This is a genomic window from Allobosea sp. P2_A10 (assembly GCF_056405115.1).
In genome coordinates this window covers 1-20,923 of the sequence record NZ_JBFUCS010000033.1, presented here as the reverse complement: position 1 = coordinate 20,923, position 20,923 = coordinate 1, and the positions used below count along the sequence as shown (strand labels likewise).

28 protein-coding genes and 2 pseudogenes are annotated in these 20,923 nt (G+C 62.8%); 17 read left to right on the top strand and 13 right to left on the bottom strand.

All coding sequences use genetic code 11. From position 1 onward, the window contains the following. Positions 1 to 37 precede the first annotated feature (37 nt). Positions 38 to 328 (top strand): hypothetical protein, encoded by a 291-nt coding sequence (locus AC1DZY_RS25680; protein WP_476822985.1) that lies wholly within the window; start codon positions 38 to 40, stop codon positions 326 to 328. Positions 329 to 663: 335 nt separating this feature from the next. On the opposite strand, the gene AC1DZY_RS25675 is transcribed toward AC1DZY_RS25680, so the two are convergent. Then, positions 664 to 966 (bottom strand): hypothetical protein, encoded by a 303-nt coding sequence (locus tag AC1DZY_RS25675; RefSeq protein WP_476822984.1) that lies wholly within the window; start codon positions 964 to 966, stop codon positions 664 to 666. Between the two features lie 214 nt (positions 967 to 1,180). Between AC1DZY_RS25675 and AC1DZY_RS25670 the strand changes: the two genes are divergently transcribed. Then, positions 1,181 to 1,408 (top strand): hypothetical protein, encoded by a 228-nt coding sequence (locus AC1DZY_RS25670; RefSeq protein ID WP_476822983.1) that lies wholly within the window; start codon positions 1,181 to 1,183, stop codon positions 1,406 to 1,408. A gap of 51 nt (positions 1,409 to 1,459) precedes the next feature. Here the strand turns inward: AC1DZY_RS25670 and AC1DZY_RS25665 are convergent, their stop codons facing one another. From AC1DZY_RS25665 to AC1DZY_RS25645, 5 genes are all read right to left on the bottom strand, one after another. After that, a complete protein-coding gene (locus AC1DZY_RS25665) occupies positions 1,460 to 1,699 on the bottom strand; it encodes a hypothetical protein (RefSeq protein WP_476822982.1) in 240 nt (79 codons plus the stop codon). Between the two features lie 132 nt (positions 1,700 to 1,831). Further along, on the bottom strand, positions 1,832 to 3,061 hold the full coding sequence (gene repC, locus AC1DZY_RS25660) for a plasmid replication protein RepC (RefSeq protein ID WP_476822981.1): 1,230 nt from the start codon (positions 3,059 to 3,061) through the stop codon (positions 1,832 to 1,834). A 195-nt stretch (positions 3,062 to 3,256) separates the two neighbouring features. Next, complete coding sequence (repB, locus tag AC1DZY_RS25655; RefSeq protein ID WP_476822980.1) at positions 3,257 to 4,240, bottom strand: plasmid partitioning protein RepB; 984 nt, start codon at positions 4,238 to 4,240, stop codon at positions 3,257 to 3,259. Continuing rightward, positions 4,240 to 5,448 (bottom strand): plasmid partitioning protein RepA, encoded by a 1,209-nt coding sequence (repA, locus tag AC1DZY_RS25650; RefSeq protein WP_476822979.1) that lies wholly within the window; start codon positions 5,446 to 5,448, stop codon positions 4,240 to 4,242. The genes repB and repA overlap by 1 nt, the downstream gene beginning before the upstream one ends. A gap of 357 nt (positions 5,449 to 5,805) precedes the next feature. Continuing rightward, the gene (locus tag AC1DZY_RS25645) at positions 5,806 to 6,528 is read right to left on the bottom strand and encodes a LuxR family transcriptional regulator (protein WP_476822978.1); all 723 of its coding nucleotides are present in this window, start codon (positions 6,526 to 6,528) and stop codon (positions 5,806 to 5,808) included. Positions 6,529 to 6,727: 199 nt separating this feature from the next. On the opposite strand from AC1DZY_RS25645, the gene AC1DZY_RS25640 reads away from it, so the two are divergent. Both AC1DZY_RS25640 and AC1DZY_RS25635 read left to right on the top strand, forming a co-directional pair. Further along, on the top strand, positions 6,728 to 7,348 hold the full coding sequence (locus AC1DZY_RS25640) for an acyl-homoserine-lactone synthase (RefSeq protein WP_476822977.1): 621 nt from the start codon (positions 6,728 to 6,730) through the stop codon (positions 7,346 to 7,348). Positions 7,349 to 7,374: 26 nt separating this feature from the next. After that, positions 7,375 to 7,596: a hypothetical protein gene (locus AC1DZY_RS25635; RefSeq protein ID WP_476822976.1), complete on the top strand. Its 222-nt coding sequence runs from the start codon at positions 7,375 to 7,377 to the stop codon at positions 7,594 to 7,596. 8 nt (positions 7,597 to 7,604) lie between these two features. On the opposite strand, the gene AC1DZY_RS25630 is transcribed toward AC1DZY_RS25635, so the two are convergent. From AC1DZY_RS25630 to AC1DZY_RS25600, 7 genes are all read right to left on the bottom strand, one after another. After that, positions 7,605 to 8,303, bottom strand: a complete 699-nt coding sequence (locus tag AC1DZY_RS25630) for a hypothetical protein (protein ID WP_476822975.1) — start codon at positions 8,301 to 8,303, stop codon at positions 7,605 to 7,607. A 15-nt stretch (positions 8,304 to 8,318) separates the two neighbouring features. Continuing rightward, entirely contained in the window at positions 8,319 to 8,891 is a 573-nt protein-coding gene (locus AC1DZY_RS25625; protein ID WP_476822974.1) for a hypothetical protein, read from the bottom strand. Positions 8,892 to 9,002: 111 nt separating this feature from the next. Continuing rightward, the gene (locus tag AC1DZY_RS25620; protein ID WP_476822973.1) at positions 9,003 to 9,563 is read right to left on the bottom strand and encodes a hypothetical protein; all 561 of its coding nucleotides are present in this window, start codon (positions 9,561 to 9,563) and stop codon (positions 9,003 to 9,005) included. Positions 9,564 to 9,646: 83 nt separating this feature from the next. Further along, on the bottom strand, positions 9,647 to 10,234 hold the full coding sequence (locus AC1DZY_RS25615; protein WP_476822972.1) for a hypothetical protein: 588 nt from the start codon (positions 10,232 to 10,234) through the stop codon (positions 9,647 to 9,649). Then, complete coding sequence (locus AC1DZY_RS25610; RefSeq protein ID WP_476822971.1) at positions 10,231 to 10,650, bottom strand: thermonuclease family protein; 420 nt, start codon at positions 10,648 to 10,650, stop codon at positions 10,231 to 10,233. The genes AC1DZY_RS25615 and AC1DZY_RS25610 overlap by 4 nt, the downstream gene beginning before the upstream one ends. Positions 10,651 to 10,859: 209 nt before the next feature. After that, positions 10,860 to 11,453, bottom strand: a complete 594-nt coding sequence (locus AC1DZY_RS25605; RefSeq protein ID WP_476822970.1) for a thermonuclease family protein — start codon at positions 11,451 to 11,453, stop codon at positions 10,860 to 10,862. A gap of 3 nt (positions 11,454 to 11,456) precedes the next feature. Further along, positions 11,457 to 11,990 (bottom strand): hypothetical protein, encoded by a 534-nt coding sequence (locus tag AC1DZY_RS25600; protein WP_476822969.1) that lies wholly within the window; start codon positions 11,988 to 11,990, stop codon positions 11,457 to 11,459. Between the two features lie 77 nt (positions 11,991 to 12,067). Between AC1DZY_RS25600 and AC1DZY_RS25595 the strand changes: the two are divergent. The 13 genes and pseudogenes from AC1DZY_RS25595 to AC1DZY_RS25535 form a co-directional block, all read left to right on the top strand. After that, a pseudogene (locus AC1DZY_RS25595) lies at positions 12,068 to 12,531 on the top strand (transglycosylase SLT domain-containing protein); the annotation flags it as partial. A gap of 18 nt (positions 12,532 to 12,549) precedes the next feature. After that, positions 12,550 to 12,807, top strand: a complete 258-nt coding sequence (locus AC1DZY_RS25590; RefSeq protein ID WP_476822992.1) for a hypothetical protein — start codon at positions 12,550 to 12,552, stop codon at positions 12,805 to 12,807. An 11-nt stretch (positions 12,808 to 12,818) separates the two neighbouring features. Beyond that, positions 12,819 to 13,121: a TrbC/VirB2 family type IV secretion system protein gene (locus AC1DZY_RS25585; RefSeq protein WP_476822968.1), complete on the top strand. Its 303-nt coding sequence runs from the start codon at positions 12,819 to 12,821 to the stop codon at positions 13,119 to 13,121. Then, positions 13,118 to 13,414 (top strand): VirB3 family type IV secretion system protein, encoded by a 297-nt coding sequence (locus tag AC1DZY_RS25580; protein WP_069694307.1) that lies wholly within the window; start codon positions 13,118 to 13,120, stop codon positions 13,412 to 13,414. Before AC1DZY_RS25585 ends, AC1DZY_RS25580 begins: the two co-directional genes overlap by 4 nt. 10 nt (positions 13,415 to 13,424) lie before the next feature. Next, positions 13,425 to 15,836, top strand: a complete 2,412-nt coding sequence (locus AC1DZY_RS25575; RefSeq protein ID WP_476822967.1) for a VirB4 family type IV secretion/conjugal transfer ATPase — start codon at positions 13,425 to 13,427, stop codon at positions 15,834 to 15,836. Then, positions 15,833 to 16,759, top strand: a complete 927-nt coding sequence (locus AC1DZY_RS25570) for a hypothetical protein (protein WP_476822966.1) — start codon at positions 15,833 to 15,835, stop codon at positions 16,757 to 16,759. Before AC1DZY_RS25575 ends, AC1DZY_RS25570 begins: the two co-directional genes overlap by 4 nt. Before the next feature lie 9 nt (positions 16,760 to 16,768). Then, the gene (locus AC1DZY_RS25565; protein ID WP_476822965.1) at positions 16,769 to 17,479 is read left to right on the top strand and encodes a type IV secretion system protein; all 711 of its coding nucleotides are present in this window, start codon (positions 16,769 to 16,771) and stop codon (positions 17,477 to 17,479) included. A 14-nt stretch (positions 17,480 to 17,493) separates the two neighbouring features. After that, positions 17,494 to 17,685 (top strand): hypothetical protein, encoded by a 192-nt coding sequence (locus AC1DZY_RS25560; RefSeq protein WP_476822964.1) that lies wholly within the window; start codon positions 17,494 to 17,496, stop codon positions 17,683 to 17,685. After that, positions 17,682 to 17,873 carry a hypothetical protein gene (locus tag AC1DZY_RS25555; RefSeq protein WP_476822963.1) on the top strand — a complete coding sequence of 64 codons (192 nt, stop codon included), beginning with the start codon at positions 17,682 to 17,684 and terminating at the stop codon, positions 17,871 to 17,873. Before AC1DZY_RS25560 ends, AC1DZY_RS25555 begins: the two co-directional genes overlap by 4 nt. A 9-nt stretch (positions 17,874 to 17,882) precedes the next feature. Then, complete coding sequence (locus tag AC1DZY_RS25550) at positions 17,883 to 19,010, top strand: TrbL/VirB6 family protein (RefSeq protein WP_476822962.1); 1,128 nt, start codon at positions 17,883 to 17,885, stop codon at positions 19,008 to 19,010. Then, positions 19,007 to 19,729 carry a VirB8 family type IV secretion system protein gene (locus tag AC1DZY_RS25545; protein WP_476822961.1) on the top strand — a complete coding sequence of 241 codons (723 nt, stop codon included), beginning with the start codon at positions 19,007 to 19,009 and terminating at the stop codon, positions 19,727 to 19,729. The genes AC1DZY_RS25550 and AC1DZY_RS25545 overlap by 4 nt, the downstream gene beginning before the upstream one ends. Then, positions 19,726 to 20,535, top strand: coding sequence for a P-type conjugative transfer protein VirB9 (virB9, locus tag AC1DZY_RS25540; RefSeq protein ID WP_476822960.1), 810 nt, complete (start codon positions 19,726 to 19,728; stop codon positions 20,533 to 20,535). Before AC1DZY_RS25545 ends, virB9 begins: the two co-directional genes overlap by 4 nt. Before the next feature lie 16 nt (positions 20,536 to 20,551). Then, positions 20,552 to 20,923, top strand: a pseudogene (locus AC1DZY_RS25535) (type IV secretion system protein VirB10); the annotation flags it as partial.

Genomic DNA, 20,923 nt, shown 5'->3' with positions numbered 1-20,923 from the left:
CAGCCTGCATGCTTCCGGACACACGAGAGACGCGGCCATGCCGATGAGCGACGACAAGCGACAGCGCTTCAACGCACAGCTCGACCAGACTGTCGACGCCGCTAAAGCCACTCTGGCGCCCGTGTTCGAGGGCGGCGCCTATGACCTGCCGGAAGACAAGCTTTCGCTGCTGGCGGAGGTCGCCTTCAAGCTCGGCATGCTGCGCATCGTCATCATCGACCGGGAACTCATCGCCGACCAGGTCGAAGCGCGATGGCAGGAAGAAAAGGCGCGGCGAGCTGCCGCCGTGTTGCGCCTGGAGCAGCGGTCCCCAAACCCGCTCCGGTAGTCTCTATCGGCAGTGGCGCGGATCAAGCCCATGCGCCAGGGCACGACGCGGCGCGCACAAGCCGCCGGGCGACTGCTGCTGCCAGGAGCATTCGTGTTCACGCGGGCAATCAAAAGCGCGACGCCGCATCGGATCATTCAATTTTGGCCAGGAACCGGACGCGCCTGCTGACGCCATCGCGACCTCGCCGGTCGCCACGCGCCCGGCCTGACAGATTTGGCCATCGAACCAGCGGCACGCGTCACGCTCGCAGGGCGCATTGACCGCTCCGCTAAAACTTGAGCCGTCTACAGCGAACAGCGGACACATTGTCGCCGGGCAGAAGGTGGCACCCGTCATTGGAATTCTGAGTTTGCCACCCGCTCCGCGCTGCCCGTTGTGCTCACCTCGGCAAATCCGACCGCTGAGACCGAGCAATCCCGGTCGGTCCGCAGCGACAACCCCTGCCCCAACAGCCAGCGCTCGACCTCCGCCGCGCGTGCTGGTCCGATGCCCTTTTCGGTCTCAAGCTCGACGCGGCTATAGGACGCCGCAATCCGAGCCAGATTGGCCGCCCTGTCACGCGATGACCGGCCGCCAAGCGCCGCATGACGCCCGGAAAGAAGCACGGTCAGGATCACGCGGGACAGTTTTGCCATGCCGGCTATCACAAGCCCTCGCAGCGGCGCCTGCAAGGGCTCGATAGGCCTCAGCAAAATATCCCGACAGAGCGTGGCTGCGCCGCATCACCATCACGCCCGCTTCTTCTCGCGTCGTTGGCCGCCGACCGGCATCTCAGCAAGGCCGCCGGTTGACGCTTTAGCGATCCGCGTCGCACAGCATTCATCCGGGCTCACCTCTCAAGGATCACAGATGGACGAAAAGTCGAAACAGCGTCTCGACGCCGACAAGGCCTTTCTCAGGCTGCAGGCGCCGGAGAAAGGTGGTGATCGCACTCCCTCCGAAGGCGACATCGCCAATCGGGCTCGGGACGCCAACACCGCGCGGCTGAGAGAGTTGCGCCTGCAGAAGGAAGCTCAAGAGCGTGAGACAGCCCCCTCACCCATCCCCAAGGCACGCAAAGACCGAAAACCTGATTGAGGCGGTGCACCGCGCCCAACCCGGCAACCGCCAATCTGCCAGACCGAGCCTTCAGCGCGAAACCATCTCCAGACGCGGCCGCGTCCCGAGCACCCGCCGATCTGTGGGGCGCGCGACGAATTCATCAGACGCCCTCAGTGCTGCCAGAACGCACTGGCGAACATAGGCGCGCATCTCGATACGCCACTGTTCGGTCATGGCGTCCCAGCGGAACTGTTTCGGATCCCGCACGGAGTCGTGCAGCGCTTTCGCAGCCGCCTCGACGGCCTCTGAAATGCGAAGCTGTTCCATAACCGCCCCCTACTGAACCCCACGGGCACCACTATGGAGCGCTCGGCATTCCAAGCAAAGCAAAAGACGCCAATCGCCGTCGATTAGCATTGCCTGTGGCGTGTTCTTCGTCTCAACCATCGCACCCAACCCTCAAGCCCGCTGCTTCTCGCGCTTTCGGCTGCCGATCAGCGCCATCAGCATCGGCCCGAGCGAAAACTCTCCCGCCTCGGCTCTTCGCGTCAGGCCACGCAGATAGCCGCCGGCGCTGTTGATCGCCTCCCCGCGCTGCAGAATAGCCGCGACCACGATCGAAGCCTCGATTTCGCCGAGCGCGGCTTGCGCTTCGTACCAGGCGCTGGGACTGATCCCCAGCAGCGGCCGGACCACGGCAACAGCAGCCGCGAGATCGCGCCAGTTCGAAATTCCCCCGCGGGAGTAGTCGATGATGTCCGGGCAGGCGTCGAGCACCATCCCCAAGGGGTAGGTCCGTTCCTGCATCCTCGCCGGTTCCGATTGGATCTCGACAATCGCCCCCCTGCTTTCTGGAAAGCGAGGTTCAAGATCAGTAAGGGAGTCTGGTTTTGAACTCTGTATGTGACGCTCAAAATGAGACTCATTGCCGCTCATATTTTGAGTTTTAACGTGTTCCTCCAACAGGATGAGCACTTCGTCGGCCAGCAGCGAAAGCTCTTGGGCAATCGGCTCGAGTATTAGCCGCGTAGCTGAGCGCGGAATCCGCCCGACGATGCCCCTGTAACGCCCATGAACCTCCATCCAATCGGCCGGGCCCTGCCCTCCCCGACGGGTCGGCACGCCCTCCTCCAGGCCTGTCGCGATCATCTTGGCGATGTCGCGCCGACAGATCGTGATGCGCTCACGCACCAGCTTAAGCGCACGGTCCTCAGCCAGGACCTCCTCGGCCAAGGCCTCGAACTCCTCAGCGCGAACAACCAGCGGTGAAAGATCGAAGCCGAAGGCGAGTTCGATCTCACCGGCCCTGTCCTTGCGGGCATAGCGCTTGCCGTTGGGGCTATCGCGGCGGACGATCAGCCCGCTGTCAACCAAGACAGCGAGATGGCGCCGCAATGTCGCCGGCGGCATGCCGTGCGCGCGCAGGCAAAGCTGCTGGTTCGAGGGGAAGACCACGAGACCCTCGCCGGTCAGGACGGTCTCGGGATGGAACGTCAGTAGCGCGTCCAGCACAGCCAACGCCCGCTCGGTCACGCCGAGGCTGTTCTTGGCCGTGCATATCGCGCGGAAGACGTTCCATTTGTGGACCGCTTTTTCCGGCGGCCGCGTTTTCGCGCTCGCCTGGCTTGCCACATGAGCAAGCGTCAACGATCGCCGCCCGAAGGGCGTCGTCGAGAGTCGTGGTTCCATGATCCTTGCCTCGTTCAGGGCAAAGAAATCCTGCTCGCCGAAACGGCGCTGAATCTCTCACGAGACTCTTGACGGTGATTCGTGGAAGTGCGATTCTCTCAGTCGCCAAACTTGAAGAGAAGGCTTCCGGAACTCCGTTTCGGGGGCCTTTTTCTTTGCTTCAAACGCTCCTTTTCTGTGTCGAAAATACTCGGTTCACGCCTCTGCCCGGCGTTTGAACGCCGCGTAGATCTCGGGAATTGTCTCGACGAGATAGGCGCCAAAATCGGCATCCACCATTTTGTCGATCGTGACCGTCACCGCTTTCGCATCTTCGCGAATGCTGGCGACACGAAGGCCGTCGTCGGATTTCCAGATCGTCGGCCGCACAGCCTTCGGTTTCTTCGGTGCCACCGCATCGAAGATCCTGCTGAAGCGCTCATCTGAACTCAGCGCAGGGAACTGTGCCCCGCCGGCTGCTTTACGCGCCTTCTCAATTGCAGCCGCTCCGCCGAGCCGCGTCGACAGTTCAATCCAACGATCGCGCCCGGCTTTCGGCGCAGGCCCGATGGCTTCGACAATGTCATGGGGAATTTTGACGGCGGAAGAGATCAGCCGGGACAATCCTGACTTGTCGACTGACAAAGCCGACATGATCGTCTCGCGATTAAATCCCCCCTCTTCCAGACGGGCAGCGAAGAGGGCTTTCTCGATGAACGAAAGATCTGTCCGAGCGCTGTTTTCCTGCCCCTGCGCAACAACCAGTTGCTCGTCCGAGAGCGGTTTGACGATAGCGCGAACAGTTTGGCCGAGCTCCTTCAAAGCTCGCAGCCGGCGCCGGCCATAGGCGATCTGATATCGCCCTTCATGATTCGGATGGGGGCGAACCAAGATTGGCACCTGCTGGCCATGCTCACGGATCGATGCCACCAACAGATTATGGTCATCGCCTGCGTCTGCCAGACGATCGGCGATGAGTGATGCGTCAATCAGTTCGGCAGCGAGGTCGAGTACCGCGTGCGCCTTCAGCTGCTCGATCGAACGCGTCACAGCGCCAATGGCGCCACCTCGCGGCCCAAATGCGCTCGACTGCAGGCCTTGGATCGGCTGTATCGGGCCTGCAGGTTGGGGCGCGCTCCCCGAGTTGCCGGCCGGCAACTTTTCGTCGAGCAGCCCGGCCAAGAGGTTCTTGCGAGCCATTACCCTCGTCCCCAAGCGGAGAGAACCAGTTGTTCAATCTCGCCGTTGACATTGTCCAACGCCTCGATCGCTCGATCATATGTCGAACGGGTGAACTGGTCGCGGCTAACCTCATAGAGGGTTTGCTTGGTGATACCGGCATCGGAAATGGCCGTGCTTTTGAGCATGGGGTAATTCAGGACATGTTCTCCGAACATGGAACGCATGAACGACATCATCTGGTTCTGAGGGCCGTCGCCAGGCTCATATCGCGTGACGAGATAGCGCATCCAATCATAACCCATGTTGCCGCCGGCATTGGCGACAACGCCAAGCAAATCAGATGTCATGATGAGAAACTGGCACATCGACATGACGTCGAGCATTTGCGGATGAACCGTGACGAGAACCGCAGTTGCGCAACACAGGGCCGACAGCGTTAAAAAACCGAGCTGGGGAGGGCAGTCGACGACGACAATGTCATAGTCGTCCGCAACCGACGCCAGAGCCGCGTCCATCCGGGTGAAGAACATCGTCTCGAGCTGCTTCTGGCCCATCAGCGCTTTCGGAGTTTCGTGTTCGAACTCCATCAGCTCGAGATTGCCCGGCACCAGATCGAGATTGGCGAAGTACGTCTTCCTGATGATCTCTTTCATATCCCGGCGTCCGCCATCATAGCGGATCGCGCCGTAGAGCGTCTGATTGTCTCCGACGTCGAACTCCGGCTGGAACCCATGGAGCGCCGACAGGCTCGCCTGCGGGTCGAGATCAATCGCCAGGACGCGGTAGCCGCGCAGCGCATGATACTGCGCCAGATGGGCCGCGGTCGTCGTCTTGCCGCTGCCCCCCTTAAAATTGACCACGGTGATGACCTGGAGATGCTCATCGCGGTCGCGGCGTGGAACATATCTACGATCAGCCTTACCGCCGATATCCAGAAATTCCCGGAGCGCCTGAATATCCTCGACTGTGTATGATCGCCGTCCCTGCCGGCCGACGTCGACCTGCGGACCCTTGCCCTCGAGAGACAGCCGCCGCAGGTAGCCGTCATTGATGCCAATCAGCTTTGCAGCTTCGATCGACGAAAAGCGCCGGAGCGTCTTGCGGGCTTCTGGCGGAAACAGCTGGAGCCTATGAGCTTGCAATTTCGATGACAGTTCGCGCGCATGAGCGCCGACCAACTCATGGATCGCCTTCTTGGGCTGGACAAGATTGACGGCAGATTCCACAGCGAACTCGCGTAAACACGGAAAATGGCGCTCATTGCGCCGATTACCGTGACAAGATCACCCGATTCCCTGAGTCTGGCAAGCGATTAAGGGTTAACGAGTGGTTAACTCAAGGCGAGCCGTTGGCAAAGTTGCCGGCCGGCAACTTGCACCGACTGCGCGACGGCGCGCCACCATGGGTAGCTAGACGTGCCCGGCGGCGAACCAATCGCGTTGTCAAGCGACCGGCTACCTCACGGCAGTCCGGCATATCCTCTGACCCGAACGTCAAACAGCCTACGCGATGTAGAAGCTTTTGCCGGCCGTGCGATCAATCAGGAGAGAAGGTAGTGCGGCAGAGGGCATGGACTTATGGAACTAGGAAATGTCACGCGCCCGCATTGCGACGGCGACAGCCTGCGGCAAGGTGTCAGCACCGAGGTTCACCCTGGCGTTATCGAGATGGAACTTCACCACCCGCTTCGTCAGGCCCATAATGGCGGCCGTCTCGTCCATGGATTTGCCGCGAGCGGCCCATTCCAGGCACTCCCGCTCCCGCTGCGTGATCCGAGCCGTAGTTGTGGTCGCGAGCAAAGGCAGCTTGGCATCGACATGTGCGTGAAACGTCAGCCCGATCAACTGGACGATATCGTTCGCTTCCGTGACCATCCGTCTGTGTACCGAGTTAATCTCGTCGACCGCGAAGGTGAAGGCGGCGAAGCGATCGAAGCCGCCGGCGATGGCGACGGAGACACCATGGCGGATGCCAAATTCGTCTGCGTCGTCGAACAGTCGTTGCTGGGCGCGCAGCGGAAAGTGACGGGCGGCCTCGCGGGTCCATTGCATGGTCGAACGCCCGCTTCGGGCAAATGCGAAGACGGGATCAATCTTCTGATATGCCTCGGCAAAATAATGATCGCTCCACCGCTTCGGATAAGACGAGATTAAAACGGGGTCGGCCTCTCCAAAGCCCAGATAGGCAAAGTACCGGAAGCCCATGCTCTCGGCGACGCGTTGGCCAACGCGCCCGAATTCCGCTTCTCCGGACGACGAATGCACTCCATCCACCAGTTCCTGATAGGCTATTTCCACCGATTTCATCGGGGTCTCCGTTGATTGCGGCGCCCTGTTTCACGAACGTGATGATCCGTGAGATCGATGAAACCGTCCTTGCCGGAAAGATGCGGCAATAACGCGGCCGCAACTTTAGAGCGAATCCACCCTGTCACATCTGACAGGTTCGTCGGACGGCTGTACCTGCTTCATTGGCCTCCAGACCAACGCGGTTGGGAGTGGGGCCATGCAGGTTATCGAACTGAGCCGCGCCAGATATGGCGCCAATTTCTTGCTCCTGATGGGCATGCATCGCCTGCGGCGGAAGGTCTTCAAGGACCGCCTCGACTGGTCGGTATCGACGACGGGTGATCTCGAAATGGATCGGTACGACACGCTGGATGCCACCTATCTTGTCGTCGTAGATCGCGGTGACGTGCTGGGTTGCGTGCGGTTGCTGCCTACGACCGGTCCGAACATGCTGGCCGACACGTTTCCGGAGCTTCTGGACGGCGCAGTTGCGCCTCGCTCTAACCTGATCGCGGAAAGCTCGCGCTTTTGCGTCGATACCGAACTTACCGATGCGACGTCGAATGGGGGTCTACGCCGGGCGACGCTCGTGCTGCTCGCAGCGATGCGCGATTGGGGTCGCGCTCACGATTTGGATTCGATCGTCACGGTGACAGACCTGCGTATGGAAAGGGTACTGCGACGCGCAAACTGGCCACTTGACCGCCTCGGTTCTCCACGCAGGATCGGTTCGACTATGGCGATCGCAGGTCTGCTCCCCATCCAGGAAGCCAGCTCCAAGCGCTGGACTTCTCCCGCCGCTCGCGAGCAGAACCATCAAATGGGGCAGACGGCATGATGGTTTGCGACGCCAGCGCGAAGGCAATGGCCGCAAAGCTGCACGAACGCTACGACGAACCGCTGCAGGCGATCACGACCATCGGTCAATGCATGACCAAGGCCCTTTTCGCTGGCAAATCGGACGTCGTCCTGTTTTGGGCTCTGGTCCATGCCCATTACCGCGTCGCCGATCTCTACGGCGATACCGAGTCGCCAACCGCCCAGCTTTCCGAAATCGTCCTCCCGGATACATACGGAAACGACTGACGAGACGATCAAACTCCCGCTGGTCCCACGATAACGTTCGCCATGTCAGACGTCGGTGGATTCGCAGAAACGCCGATGTTGGTTGGGAAATCCCCCGGCCCCTGCGTGCAAGACGCTTCTCCCTCTTTGCAGTTCGGATCGGCCATCGAACGTGCGGAACGCGCCATATCGCAAATCGTTGTGCCGTTGATGTCGGCGAAGCCGGAGCAGCGACCGGCGCTGACCATCTTCTGGCAGTTTCCGGTGCCGAGTTGAATGCAGGCGGACAAGAAGCCGGCGTCGACCTTTTGGCCGTCGAAAGTCTGCATTGATGCAAGCTGGCGCATCACGCCGGTATTGTATCCGTCATTGGTCAGATTGGCCCAGGCATTGACCTGTTGCTGCAACGAGAGGCAGCCATAGCCCTCGCGATCGGTTCCCGCATACTTTCGGACGTTGGCGTTATTAAGCTGGAAGATGCCCGTGCAACAACTGCCGTTGTAGACACCCTTGTTGCCGCCGGATTCATAACGACCAAGGCCGCCGAGCGAGCACGACGTCGATTTCAGGTCATCACGCAAAGACGAATTCCTGACCGCATCGGTAATGTCCTGGGCCGAGTAGTTTGTGCGTTCGCAATATTGCCCTCGTTGGGCGAAGGCGTCGGAAGAGAGAATTTGGCCGATCGACAGCACAACGGCAAAGACCACCTTCGTCGATTTTGACATGCTCGGCTCCCGCGTTCAGTTGATGGCATAGGTGCGCTGGCAGGCCGGAACCGCATTGCCGCCAACGACCGTGCGAAACGCGATCATCCCAGTCTTGGGATCAAACTGCGTGTAGGAGTTGTCTTCGCGGTTCTTCTCAGGGAGATTCTTGTCGGCATGGTCGACGTAGCAGCCGCTCTCGGCTTTCGAGGAGACAACCTTTCCGTCCTTCATCACGACGATGCGGAGAGGGCAAATCGACGGCTCGATATCGGCGCGGCTGGAATTCGCGCCACTGTCGCAGCCGCGTACCAGCGCCGTGCTGATGATCACGGTGCGATCGCCGAGCTGGTAGGTCGACGACAGCGCCGTAACGAGCGCATTGCGACCGTGGAGCGGGCGCTTGAGCTCGTTCTCGGCATAGGCATTGGCCGACGCAATCACATCTGGCCAGACAATCGTCTGCAGGACATCGCTCACCGATTGCTGCCGGAAATCATGGAACGTCATGGCCCGCCAACCGGAGCCGGCGTCAGGCTGCGCAACCACGGCGGTGCCAGCGATCACGATCGAACAGAGCACGATGGCTCGTTTCAATACGGTCTTCATGACCTGCTCCTATTTTTCAATAACGACGGGGGAGGGCTGTCGATGGCGGGGCCACGATCGCGCGACTGGGCACGCCGATCGTCCGAGTAGGGCAGATGAGCTGCAGCACGGTCACGGCGGTACCGGAATGCCATGCGAGCACCCGTCGATGGCCTGGCCCTTGACCACCAATCCGGTTTTCACGGTGCGCGAAGAGACGTCGTAGGCGGCGTACGCCGTCGCGGTGGCGGCGCCCTGACCAACCATGGCGTCGAGCTCGACAAAGCAGCCCCGATCGGCATCGAGTACCCGGGCCCGGATGCCCTCGTAGATGACGAGGCGCATAGGACAGAGTTTTATGCGCACGCTAACGTCAGCGTGTTTCGACGTGCACCGAGTCGCGGTGTTGAGGATCGAGAGCACGACGGATTTCGTGGGGCTCCAGATCACAAAATGCGCCTCCGTCGCGGGCGCATTTCCGCTGGCAAAGCGAAAGTCGCCTGTCTCGCGATAGGCCTTGTTGTTGGCCTCGATCTCATCCTTCCAGATGTCGGAGAAGGTCGCGTTCGCGGGTGATGGTTTGGTCAGATCCGAATAGGAGACTGGCCGCCACGCGCCGGGATCGGGGGTGCGCTCCTGAGCTCTGGCCTCGATGTGCACGCTCTGCCAGACAAGGACAGCTGCGATCAGCATGACGCGAAGAGCCGCGCCTCGGCCTCTGCGCCCACTCCACGGTCTCGGCAATGATCCCGGCACCTTAGTGATCGGCGTCACCCTCATTCGTAGCGTTCCCGCCACGGCAGGAACCGCCAAGGATCGCGCTCGGATTTTTCGCGATTGAGCCAGGCAACTGGCGCTCGCGGCGGATCGGTCGTGAGCAGGCGCCAGACGCCCCCATGGTGGTAGAAATTCACGGTTTCGCGCCGAAGCGGGTGTCCAGGCGCTCGCCCAAAATCTGCCGCGCAATGGACGACCGGGCCGCGATAGCGCGTGATACGTCCGGTCAAGCTGTCGAGCGCGCCGGGCTTGCATCCAAACAGCCGGATGCCGGGCGGGCGCCCCTCTTGCTCCGCGACATCGACGCGGCGGAAGTTCGCCCGTTGCCAGGCATGCTCGGCCTGCGTCTGCGTGGGATAGGTAAAGGGTTCCGTCAGCACCGGCGCGAAGGTTTCGCGATCGGGAGCATAAGCCAGGCGGCCAGGCGTCACGGGATCGGCGCGGTAGAGAGCGTCAGTCCCAGGCAGTTGGTTTTCCAGCACAACAACCTGCCGCGGCTGGCTGCAAGCCGACAGCAAGAGCGCCAACATAGCGCCGCCGCCGCGTGCGATGATCTTGGCCTCTCTCTCGATAGAACGCCCCATCATGGCCGGCCGCCCTCGACCTCGGCCGACGAAGCCGCGGCGCTGCGGCGAAACTCTCCCGGCATCTGGAAGCGGCTCGCCCAGAGCCCGCGATAGGCCTTTCGCGCATCCTGCTCGAGCGCCGCATAGGTTCTGAGCGGCGGCTCGACAGGGACGGTGACGGCCAGCCCCTCACGCAGCATCGCGGCGCCGAGGTCGCCATGCTGGGACGAGGCGCAGCGCGCCTGGATTACGCCGTCGCGTTCATCAAGTTTTGCGCAGGCGACCCATTTGCCGAGCGTCGCCGAGACCAGCCAGGCCGTCGCCATGACGCCGCAAGGCCAGGGCTGTCGCCCGAGCGCCGCGCGTTGCGCTGGCGCACAGGCGTCGATCCCATAGAGCCGGTAGACATCGCCAGTTTCGATGTCGCGGAATTTCACCCCCTCGATCACCTCAACCCGCAATGGCGGCGATTGCTGCGAGCCCTTTGGCGAATAGAAGCCCGGCTGCTCAGATGGCGCCGTTTGGTCGGCCGAGGCTGTGGTGCTCGCACCAGTCGCAAGCGCCACCAGCACCGTAGCGCCGAAGCGGTCGATCCGCAGTGGGCAACTGGTCTTGCGAACGCGCCGCCAAATTCCGCCAACGCCTATCATTGCGGCACCGCCAGTCTCGGAGCGCTGGTAGAAGCGCCATCGCGCAAGCTGCGCAGGATGATGGCGTTGGGCTCAGGGATGTCGGGATACGCCCACAGGCCTGCCTTCGCGCGCGCCGCGACCAGCTGCGCGACGAAGTATGGCGGATGCACGGGTTGGCCGTTGGTGGCCAGCGATGCGAAGCCGAAGCCGGATGCGATCAAGGCAGTGCCGAGATCGATCCGAGAGCCGGCTCCCGCACCTCCGTGTCGCATGGCGACGCAGAAGACGAAGAGGGTCCGGGAGATCGATTGCTCGGCAGCTTGATGGCATTGCGGCTGCAGATCACGGATCAGCGCGACCAGCATGGCCAGCGAGGCCTCACCGCAGTCGCGTCTCACGCCCGCGCCGTTCGTGAACTGCGTTCCACGCAGGCAGGCCTGAACGCCATAAAGACGATGGACCACGCCACCATCCGTCCAACTATCGCCGGTCTCGAAGATCGCGGTCGGCGCAATCGCAAACCAGCGCGCAGCACCAGCCTCCTGCGCCAAACTGCCCGAGGCGATGACGCTCACGACACCTGCGATCAGGATGGTCGACACGCGCATGGGTCAGTAGCCCCGCAGCGCGAAGTAGAAGCGCTGCTGGCCATTTCCGGTGGTGATATCGACGAAGTAGGGTTCGTCTCGGGCCTGCCGCGACTGACTGGGATAGCTGGTCTGGCAGCCGCCCTCCGAGCCCGAGCTGCAATCGCGCGTCGGCTTGGACAGATCGAGGCAGACGCTGCCATTCGGCGACGATGCGGCGGCGGCGTCCTCTCGCCGGGTCGCGTTGTCGGCAGGCGTCCAGCCATCGGGGCAGGGGAGATAGGGCTCGTGCCCGAGGCCGCTGGTATGGCCTTCAGGGCAAGCAGGCCAGCCGCCACCTTTTGCCAGTTGGCGGAAAAGCTGCTGCATCACCGGCACGCAATACGGGATGCCAAACCAACTCGGCGCGGTCGCTGCGGCGCAGAGCAAGACTTTGCAGCCGAACGACGCCTCCTCAGCCACACCCGCAGTGGAGACGAAGCCCAGTCCGCACGCCAGGCTGACAGCTCTCAGCCGACGCCCAGTCGCGGATGTCGTCGCACGCTTTGATCGGGACATCGCATTTCCGGCTGTTGCCAATCGTCTGAAAGTCAATATACTGACTATCGACTGATTTGGCGAGAGGCGATTTTGCGATGCGGCTGCCGCTGTCGACGAGCGTGGTGATGGTGATGCTGCTGGGGTCCGTTAGCGCGGAGGAGGCGAGGGCGCCTGTCAAGTTTCAGGACAAGCTGCCGCAGCCGACGGCGACGCTCGACTCATCAGGCCGGGTCCTGCCGCTGCCGCAGCGACCCGCCGACGTTGATGTCATCGGCGGCCTCTCGCCGAAACCCGCCTGCGCCTCTGGCGCCGAGCTGCCCGCCGGCGAGGCGGAAGCGCTCGTGCGGCGGATCGCGGCCGAGGAGCAGTTCGACAGCGCTTTTGCCGTGGCCGTCGCCAAGGCGGAGAGCCGCCTGATTTCCACGGCGCTTTCTGAAAAAGGCGCGTACGGCTTGATGCAGCTCACGGCTGAGACGGCCGAGCGCTCAAGGTCGATCGTTGCGAGCCCGCCGGCAATGTCCGCGGCGGCGTGCGCTTCTTGCGCAAGCTCCAGTCACGCCATGGAAATCCGTTCTATGTGCTGGCGGCCTACAATGCCGGCGAGCAGACGCTGATCGAGCATCGTGGCGTGCCGCCCTATCCTGAGACCGTACGCTTCGTCGCCGCGGTCATGAACGATCTCCAGGGCTGGCCCGGCGTCGAGGGTGCTGAGAGCCGATCGTTCAGTGGCGCTGACGCCAATGGGCCGCCCTCGAAAAATCTCCCCATCCAAGGTCGTCCCACGCCCGCCAAACGGCCGGCATTGGCGGCCGACTTTGTCATGCATGTCGAATGAGGACGCCGCCGATGCTGCTTTTGAGAAGTCTCCTCCGCGTTACTGGCGCGGCCCTGTCGCTGCTGACCGCCATCGAGGCGCGGGCGCAGTCAGGCACGCTGCAGCCGGTTCAATCGACCTTGAACCAGCTCGTACAGGCGCTGACCGGCCCGATCTCGACGGCGCTCGCGACGCTTGCCGTCATCGCCTGTGGCTTCTTCGCCTGGGCCGGTCGGCTGACCTGGGGCGTTGCTGGCTCGGTCATATTTGGCATCGTTCTGGTCTTCGGCTCGGCCCAGATCGTCCAGTTCTTCCAGTCGGCGGTCGGACAATGAGCGGGCGCGACCTCGAACAGCCGCTGATCACCCCGCTGGTCAAGGCGTTGACGCGGGCGCCGACACTGATGGGGGTGCCGTATCTCTACTTCATGTTCAACGGCGTCGCCTCGTCGGTCTGCTTCCTTGTCTCGCACAATCTCCTGATGCTGCTGGTGGCGATCCCGCTCCATCTCTTCGGCTACGTGCTGACGCTGCGCGACGACCGGATTTTTGAGATCCTCTTCGTCAAATCCTCGCGGTGCCCGCCGCGCTCGCGCGCCTTCTGGGGCGCCGACAGCTATCGCGTCTGAGGCCCAAAAAATGGTCGCGCGCGCCCTCCTCGATGAGTTGACCTATGGATCGGTTTCACGCCGGGAGCGGCCGGTCGCGGCGCATATTCCCTATACCCGTCATGTCGACGATCACGTCATCAGGACGCGCGACGGCCTCGTCATGACGATCCTGAAGCTCGAAGGATATTCCTTCGAGACCGCAGATATGAGCGCGGTGAATTCTCGTCTGCTGGCGCGCAACGACGTCGTCCGCACGCTTGCCAATTCCCGCTTCGCGCTCGTCAGTCATATCATCCGCCGCGAGGTCGAGCCCTCGATCCCCTCGACCTTCGACAATGCGCTCTGCCGCGAGATCGACGAACGCTACCAGGCCACGCTGTCGAAGCGGCGCATGTTCGTCAACGACCTCTATCTGACAATCGTGCGCCGGCCACTCCAGGGCCAGGCTGGCACGTTCGAGAGTTCGCTGTCGCGTTTGCTCGGCCGCAAGGATGCCGGCGGCGAGACCGTCGCAATGCAGACCGCGCTCAGCGAGTTGCGCGATGCGTCCACTGCCGTACGCGAGACGCTGTCGGCTTATGGCGCCCGCCCGCTCGGCGTCGTCTCGCGCGATGGCGTCTGGTATTCAGAGCCGCTGGAGTTTCTCGTCCAGCTCGTCAATGGCAGCCTGCCGCGCCCGATGCATCTGCCGCGGATGAAGCTGGCCGACGCGTTGTCACTCAAGCGCATCTTTTTTGGCCGCAACGCCGTCGAAATCCGTGGCGCATCGCCGGATGACACGCGCTTTGGAGCGATGATCTCGATCCGCGAATACCCCGCCCAGACAGGACCCGGGTCCTTCGACAACCTGCTCCGCGTCCCGCACGAGTTCATCGCGACGCAGAGTTTTGCCATCGTCGACCGACCGGAAGCCGCCAAGCAAATCGACCGGGTTTCGCGCCAAATCGACATGTCAGACGAAGCCGGCTCGATCGTCGCCGAGCAACTCGATGAGGCCCGTGACGACCTGCTGGCCTCCGAGGCCATCTATGGCGAGCACCATATGACCGTGATGTGCCTCGGGCGCGATATGGCCGAGGTCGGCGCCACCGTCACCGCCGTCGGCGCGGCCCTGACCGATCGCTCGGTGATCTGGACCCGCGAGGACCTCAACTGCGAGCCGGCATTTTGGGCGCAGCTGCCGGGGAACTTCCCCTATATCGCCCGGAAGTCGATCATCTCATCGAAGAACTTTGCCGGCTTCGTCTCACTGCACAATTATCCGAGCGGCCGGCCGCACAAAAATCACTGGGGCCCGGCGATCTCGGTGTTCGAGACGACCTCGCAAACCGCTTATTACTACAACCACCACATCCGCGATCTCGGCAATTTCACCGTCGTCGGCCCATCGGGGTCTGGCAAGACAGTCTTCCTGTCGTTCATCTCGGCGCAGTCGCAGCGCGTCACGCCTCGGCCAAAACTGCTCTTCGTCGACAAGGATCGCGGTGCCGAAATCTTCATCCGGGCGCTCGGCGGCCAATACGAGGTGCTGACGCCAGGCGAACCGACCGGCTTCAATCCACTCTCTCTGCCCGACACCGCGCCCAACCGCGAATTCCTGTTCCAGCTCTTCGCCTTCATGCTGCGCCCGACCAATGGCGGCGCGCTCAGCGCATCGGAAGAGCAGGTCATCCGCAACGCGATCGRCTCGGCACTCGCTGCGGGCCCGGACGGCCGTACGCTGCAAGCCTTCTCGACACTGCTGCGAGGCCGCATTCGGGCCGGCGAGGGCGATCTGCTGGCGCGGCTTGAAAGCTGGATGCGGCCCGATCAGCGCGGCTGGCTCTTCAACAACGAGCAGGATCAGTTCTCGCTCTCGCGCATCTTCGGCTTCGACATGACGCGGGTGCTGGATGACCCCGTCATCCGCACGGCCGCGCTGATGTACATTTTTCATCGCACAGAGGAACTGCTGACCGGCGATCCCGTGATGATCTTTCTCGATGAGGGCTGGCGCCTTCTCGACGACGAGGTTTTTGCCTTCTTCATCAAGGACAAGCTGAAAACCATTCGCAAGCAAAACGGCATCATCGGCTTCGGCACGCAATCGGCCGCCGATATCGTCCGCTCCAAATCCGCTAGCACACTGATCGAACAGACCGCGACCAACATCTTCTTCCCGAACCCGAAAGCCGATGACGAGAGCTACACGCAGGCCTTTCGGCTGTCGGAGCGCGAGGTCGCCTGGATCCGCAATACGGTCCCGGAAAGCCGCTCGTTCCTGATCAAGCATGGCCGCGACAGCGTCATTGCGAAACTCAACCTCACCGGCATGCCCGACCTGATCAAGGTGCTGTCGGGCCGCACCGAGACCGTCGCCGAGTTGGCGGCGCTCCGAGCCCGCGTCGGCGATGAGCCGGCCGATTGGCTGCCGGTCTTCATGGGAAGGAGCGACGCATGAGCAGGATCATCAGACCGTGCCTGATCGTCTTCGGTCTGTTTGGCGTCGCGCCGGCTTTCGCCGCGATTCCGACGAATGATGCCAAGCAGCTCGATCAGAAAGCTGCGACCTCGGGGACGACGATCAAGCTTGTCCCGATCACGACGCAGCGAAAAACCGCCAATGACGGCGTCAAATGCGCCGTCACCACCGGAAAAAAGGCCGAGGTCAAGGATCCGGCGAGCAAGGCCCAGGCCGGGGCCGGCGCGAAGACGATCCAGGCCTACGCGCCCTCGATGCCGGCGACGCCCGCTGCGGACGCTAAGGGCGGTGCACTGGCGAGCCGGAATCATTTTAAGGCGACTGGCGACGTCGTTGGCCAGCTCGAGGCCAGCCGCACGAGCCTAACGAGTGCCCAAAGCGCTTTTCAACGTGCTGGTCAGGAGGTCGGAACAGCCAAGACCGTCATGGCTGCCATTGATATGAACAGTGCCGCGCGAACCCAGAACGGCCTCGCCTGGACGGGCGCAACCAACTCGACGAACATTTGGGTCACGGCGATCAACGCGCTCAGCCTCGCACGCATCAGCGATCGCAGCCGCGGCGCCGGTGGCCTGAAGATGGGTAGCGGTCTTGCATCGAACGGTACGGTCTGCCCAGTTGGCATGATCGGAAGCGGCACGACCGCCGATCCCTGCCGCAGCGCCTCGACCTGCTCGACGACGCCGATTGGTTCAACTCCGGATCCAGCCTGCGTCAGTGCGCGCTTTGTCGATAGCAGCGGCAACGTCCTGTTCTATCTCTCGCAGGTTCAGGAGCAGAACGCCGGTGCGGCTTCAGCCGCTGGCACAGGAGGTCCGACCGCATCAGCGTCAGCGAACTCGCCACTGTCGACGACCGACCCAGCGGCTGCGCTCGAAACCCTCCCATCCCCAAACCGATAGGAGATTGCCATGCGGATCGCAGTTCTTGCGAGCATCGTCACCCTTAGCGCGAGCCTGAGCCATGCCCAAGGCGTGCCGGTCATCGACAATGCGAACCTCGCGAAGGCGCAGGAGATCGCGACGAACACCCAGCAGATCCTTCAGGCCGATCGCGACATCCTGCAGCACACCAAGAAGACGCTGGAAGCCGTTACTGGTGACCGGGCCTCGGACGCTCAGGGCAGTCTCGCGCAGATGGCGTTGGGCGGTGGGTTCTCGATGGCGAAGGCGCCTTCGCTCGGCTCGGTGATCTCGGGCGGCGCGCTGTCTTTCACCGGCATGGGATCGACGTCGCAGAACATCGTCTCAGGCCTGATCAACGGCCTGCAACTGGTCAAGACGATCACCGGGTTGACCGGCGGTCAGTCACACCCGTCCGACAAGGCCTATTCCAATGCCGTGAATGTCGCGGCAACTCTCTCCGGCCTCATCGATTCCACCCAAGGCGCGATCCAGACGCGCTCGAGCGCCTTCGTCCAGGGCGGACAGCAGATCGGCCAGGCCAAGGATTTGAAGGGCAGCGTCGATCAGAACACGCAGATTCAGGTCCAGACCGGGCAAACCATCAATGAACTCACCGGTGTCGTGAACAACGCCGCCGCCGCAGCGAACCAGCAAAATCTCGATCGGATTGCGTCGGAATCGGCCGCGGCCCGCGCCATGGTTTTTTCGCAGCGATGACCCGACGACGCATCATGTTCGGTCGTGGACCCGTCTTCTATTTTGTCGTGGCCTCAAGCCTGGCGGTTGCCGTCCTGGCCTGCCTCGTCACCACCGTTCGGCTGGTCATGCCGCAGGCGCCGGTCGCGCAGATCGCGCCCCATAGCGATGCCGAGGCAGCCTCGCGCGCCATGACCTTCTCGTCCCCGAAAGACGGCTCACGATGAAGCGGCGTCTCGCAGCCATCTTGGGCGCGATCGTGCTCGGGACTGTTCTCTCGGCCTGCGCCTACAAGCCGCTGAAAGCGCCGTGCGGTCCTGACGAGGGCGGGCAGCCGCTGGCCTTCGCCGCTACGGCCTCCGTGCCGGAACCCTTCGCATCGCTCGACCCGTGCGGTCCGATGCGGCCGATCTGAGCCATCGGCATGGGCAATTTCTCGATCACCACACTGCTATCGCAGGTCGATCAGATCGGGCAGAACTACGTCTCGACCGCCTACCAGGCGCTGTCGAATGCCGCGACGCAAGGCGGCGCGACCAGCGTCGCCGGTCTCCTGCTGACGCTCTACGTCATCTTGTGGGGTGTCGGCATCTGGCAGGGCACGGCGACCAGTGGTCCGGCAGATCACGCCTTCCGGCTCTTTCGCGCCTTCCTGATCTACGGCATGGCGACGAGTTGGAGCGACTTTCAGACGCTGGCCTATCGGCTGATGAACGACGGTCCATCCTCGATCGGGAATGCTCTGCTCAGCGCCGTGACCTCGGCCAACAGCACGGGCCTCTCCGCCAATCTGACCTCCGTCAACGGTGTCCAGAACGCGTTGCAGAACATGTGGAACACCACAAACAACGCGACCGAAGCGTTCCTGCAGAACGCCGGAATCACCAACTGGGGACCCTATATCTTCGGAGCTGTCTTCTACGTCGTGATGGCGGTCCTGATCGGCTTCGCGCTCTTCCTGATCGTGCTTTCAAAATTGTTCATGTGGCTGCTGCTCGCGCTGGCGCCGATCTTCATCCTGCTGCTGCTTTTTGGCGTCACAAGCCGCTTCTTCAGCGGCTGGATGAGCGCGCTGGTGCAGTATTTCGTGGTGCAGGTGCTGGTCTATGCGTTTCTGGCTTTCTACGTCTCGCTAATCCAGCAATCGGTCGACGCGCTGAACGGCGTCGCGGCGTCGCGGAATGCGACCTGGGCGACGATCGGACCCGTCGTGCTGCTCGCCATCATCGGCATCCTGCTGCTCGCCCAGATCAATAATGTCGCGGCTGCGATCGCCGGCGGCTTTCCGATCGGCGCCCCGCGCATCGGCGCCTTCTACGCCAACGCCACCGGCTATCGCGCCGCCCGTGCGGCCTACGCCCGGGGAGCCGACGCTCGCAATCCCTTCAACCCGGCGTCGCTCTCGCGTCGCGAGGAGCTCTCGGCCCGTCAGCGCGCCCGCGTCGGTTTGCGCTCGAACCAATGGGCGCAATCGCCGGAATTCCAACGCCTGGCCGCGCAGATCAGCAATCCTGAAAACGGTGCTCGGCCGAGCACGAGGGCCAATTCATGAGCGACGCGACCTCCACCGAACCCGCATTGAAGCTCGATCCTCGCTACTTCACCGACGGCATCTCCTGGGAACATGATCTCGCGCGTCGTAACCGCAATTCGCGCGCGATCGCCTGGATCATCGCGACGATCATGACGATCGTGGCACTGGCCTCGCTCGGCACKCTTGCCCTGCTCGTGCCGCTGAAGACCTACGAGCCCTATATGGTCGTCGTCGACAAGACGACCGGCTTCGTCGAGGTCAAGCGGCCGATGGCCGAGGGCCCGCTGAGCCAGGACGAGGCGGTGACAACCTTCAACGTCGTGCGCTACGTCAAGGCGCGCGAAACCTATGATCCCAAAGCGCTGAAGGACAATTTCGACCTTGCGCAGTTACTGGCGACCGGCGATGCCGCCCGCGAGCTGACCGAGATTTATTCGCCGGCCAATCCGCAAAACCCCGTCCGCCTGCTCGGCGCCAACACGGGCATCTCGGTCGCGATCAAGTCGGTGACGTTTCCCAACAACCGCACCGCGCTGGTGCGCTTTTCGACCGAGGAGAAGTCCGCCACCTCGATCACCACCCGCAACTGGGTCTCGCTGCTACGCTTCCGCTACACGGCCTCGCCGATGCGCAACGAGTATCGCTTCGACAATCCCCTCGGCTTCCAGGCGCTCGAATACCGCCGCGATCAGGAAACCGCGCCATCGCCCGGGACGGTCGGATCGCCGCGATCATGAGAGGTTCTCAGTTCATCTCGCGCGGCCTCCTGGCCGCGGTCTGGCTCGCGGCATCGCTTGCGCCAGCCTGGTCCGAGGCCGTGCCGGCGCCCGGCCGAACCGATCCGCGCATCCGCGACATCGTCTACAACCGCGACAACGTCACGGCGATCGACGCGACCTATGGCACGTCGACCATGATCGTCTTCCAGGACAGCGAGAAGATCGAGACGCTTGCGATCGGCGACTCGATCGCCTGGAAGGTCGAACCTAACCGCAAGGGCAACATCATCTTCCTGAAACCGGTCGAGAAGAACGCGCAGTCGAACCTCAACATCGTCACCGACAAGCGGGTCTATTCCTTCGTGCTGCGCTCCAACGAGCGGCCGCCGAAAGGTCAGCTCTACACCGTCCGATTCCGCTTCCCCGATGACGAGGCCGATGCGCGCCTGCTCGCGGCAGCAAAAGAGCGCGCCGCCAATCCCAACCTCAAGGATCTCAACATCGCCAATGCCAACAGCGACTATGGCTACAAGGGCTCCTCGGTGAACAAGCCGCTGGCCGTCTTCGACGACGGCACGAAGACCTGGTTCCGGTTCGAGGGCGAGACGCCGGCGATGTACAGCGTCGATGGCGAGCGCAACGAGGCCCTGGTCAATCATCGCACCGAGGGGCCGTTCGTCGTCGTCGACAAGGTCGCCGCGCAATGGACCCTGCGCAACGGCCAGGAATCGACCTGCCTGTTCAATCGTCGCACCAGCAATCTCCGCGAGCCGACTAGGCTTGAGCCCTATGCGCCGCAGCGCGCCGGCCAGGCCAAGCGCTGAAGGGAGGGGAGGGGAGATGCCAAGACCAGAAGAATATCGCTCGATCGAGCTGGAGGCGGCGGCCGCAACCGCCGTCGCGCGGGCCCCGACCGCGCTCGGCAATCTCCTGAAAATCGGGGTGCCGGTCGGCGCCCTGCTGCTCGCCGCCTGGATGATCTCTTCCTCTTTCCGGCAGGGTCCCAAAAACATGACCACGCCGGACACCGAGGAGTTCCGGACGACACAGTTTCCCGCGCCGTCGCTCGAGACGCCACGGCCCCAGACAGGGCAGGGGACGATCGTGATCCCGCCCGCACCAGTGACGCCGGAGCCCTCGATCCCACCCCCGCCGGTCGCCCCGCCACAGGCGCTACCGGCGCCACCGACGCCGGAGTTCCTTCCGCCGCCC

Coding starts and splice junctions, on each gene's coding strand:
- AC1DZY_RS25665 (WP_476822982.1), bottom strand. CDS start 1,699: ATGGAACAGCTTCGCATTTCAGAGGCCGTCGAGGCGGCTGCGAAAGCG.
- AC1DZY_RS25580 (WP_069694307.1), top strand. CDS start 13,118: ATGAGCGGGCGCGACCTCGAACAGCCGCTGATCACCCCGCTGGTCAAG.
- AC1DZY_RS25565 (WP_476822965.1), top strand. CDS start 16,769: ATGCGGATCGCAGTTCTTGCGAGCATCGTCACCCTTAGCGCGAGCCTG.
- repC (WP_476822981.1), bottom strand. CDS start 3,061: ATGGAACCACGACTCTCGACGACGCCCTTCGGGCGGCGATCGTTGACG.
- AC1DZY_RS25635 (WP_476822976.1), top strand. CDS start 7,375: ATGGCCGCAAAGCTGCACGAACGCTACGACGAACCGCTGCAGGCGATC.
- AC1DZY_RS25585 (WP_476822968.1), top strand. CDS start 12,819: ATGCTGCTTTTGAGAAGTCTCCTCCGCGTTACTGGCGCGGCCCTGTCG.
- AC1DZY_RS25625 (WP_476822974.1), bottom strand. CDS start 8,891: ATGAAGACCGTATTGAAACGAGCCATCGTGCTCTGTTCGATCGTGATC.
- AC1DZY_RS25675 (WP_476822984.1), bottom strand. CDS start 966: ATGGCAAAACTGTCCCGCGTGATCCTGACCGTGCTTCTTTCCGGGCGT.
- AC1DZY_RS25645 (WP_476822978.1), bottom strand. CDS start 6,528: ATGAAATCGGTGGAAATAGCCTATCAGGAACTGGTGGATGGAGTGCAT.
- AC1DZY_RS25630 (WP_476822975.1), bottom strand. CDS start 8,303: ATGTCAAAATCGACGAAGGTGGTCTTTGCCGTTGTGCTGTCGATCGGC.
- AC1DZY_RS25600 (WP_476822969.1), bottom strand. CDS start 11,990: ATGTCCCGATCAAAGCGTGCGACGACATCCGCGACTGGGCGTCGGCTG.
- AC1DZY_RS25670 (WP_476822983.1), top strand. CDS start 1,181: ATGGACGAAAAGTCGAAACAGCGTCTCGACGCCGACAAGGCCTTTCTC.
- AC1DZY_RS25615 (WP_476822972.1), bottom strand. CDS start 10,234: ATGATGGGGCGTTCTATCGAGAGAGAGGCCAAGATCATCGCACGCGGC.
- AC1DZY_RS25550 (WP_476822962.1), top strand. CDS start 17,883: ATGGGCAATTTCTCGATCACCACACTGCTATCGCAGGTCGATCAGATC.
- AC1DZY_RS25555 (WP_476822963.1), top strand. CDS start 17,682: ATGAAGCGGCGTCTCGCAGCCATCTTGGGCGCGATCGTGCTCGGGACT.
- AC1DZY_RS25620 (WP_476822973.1), bottom strand. CDS start 9,563: ATGCTGATCGCAGCTGTCCTTGTCTGGCAGAGCGTGCACATCGAGGCC.
- virB9 (WP_476822960.1), top strand. CDS start 19,726: ATGAGAGGTTCTCAGTTCATCTCGCGCGGCCTCCTGGCCGCGGTCTGG.
- AC1DZY_RS25560 (WP_476822964.1), top strand. CDS start 17,494: ATGTTCGGTCGTGGACCCGTCTTCTATTTTGTCGTGGCCTCAAGCCTG.
- AC1DZY_RS25680 (WP_476822985.1), top strand. CDS start 38: ATGCCGATGAGCGACGACAAGCGACAGCGCTTCAACGCACAGCTCGAC.
- AC1DZY_RS25640 (WP_476822977.1), top strand. CDS start 6,728: ATGCAGGTTATCGAACTGAGCCGCGCCAGATATGGCGCCAATTTCTTG.
- repB (WP_476822980.1), bottom strand. CDS start 4,240: ATGGCTCGCAAGAACCTCTTGGCCGGGCTGCTCGACGAAAAGTTGCCG.
- AC1DZY_RS25570 (WP_476822966.1), top strand. CDS start 15,833: ATGAGCAGGATCATCAGACCGTGCCTGATCGTCTTCGGTCTGTTTGGC.
- AC1DZY_RS25605 (WP_476822970.1), bottom strand. CDS start 11,453: ATGCGCGTGTCGACCATCCTGATCGCAGGTGTCGTGAGCGTCATCGCC.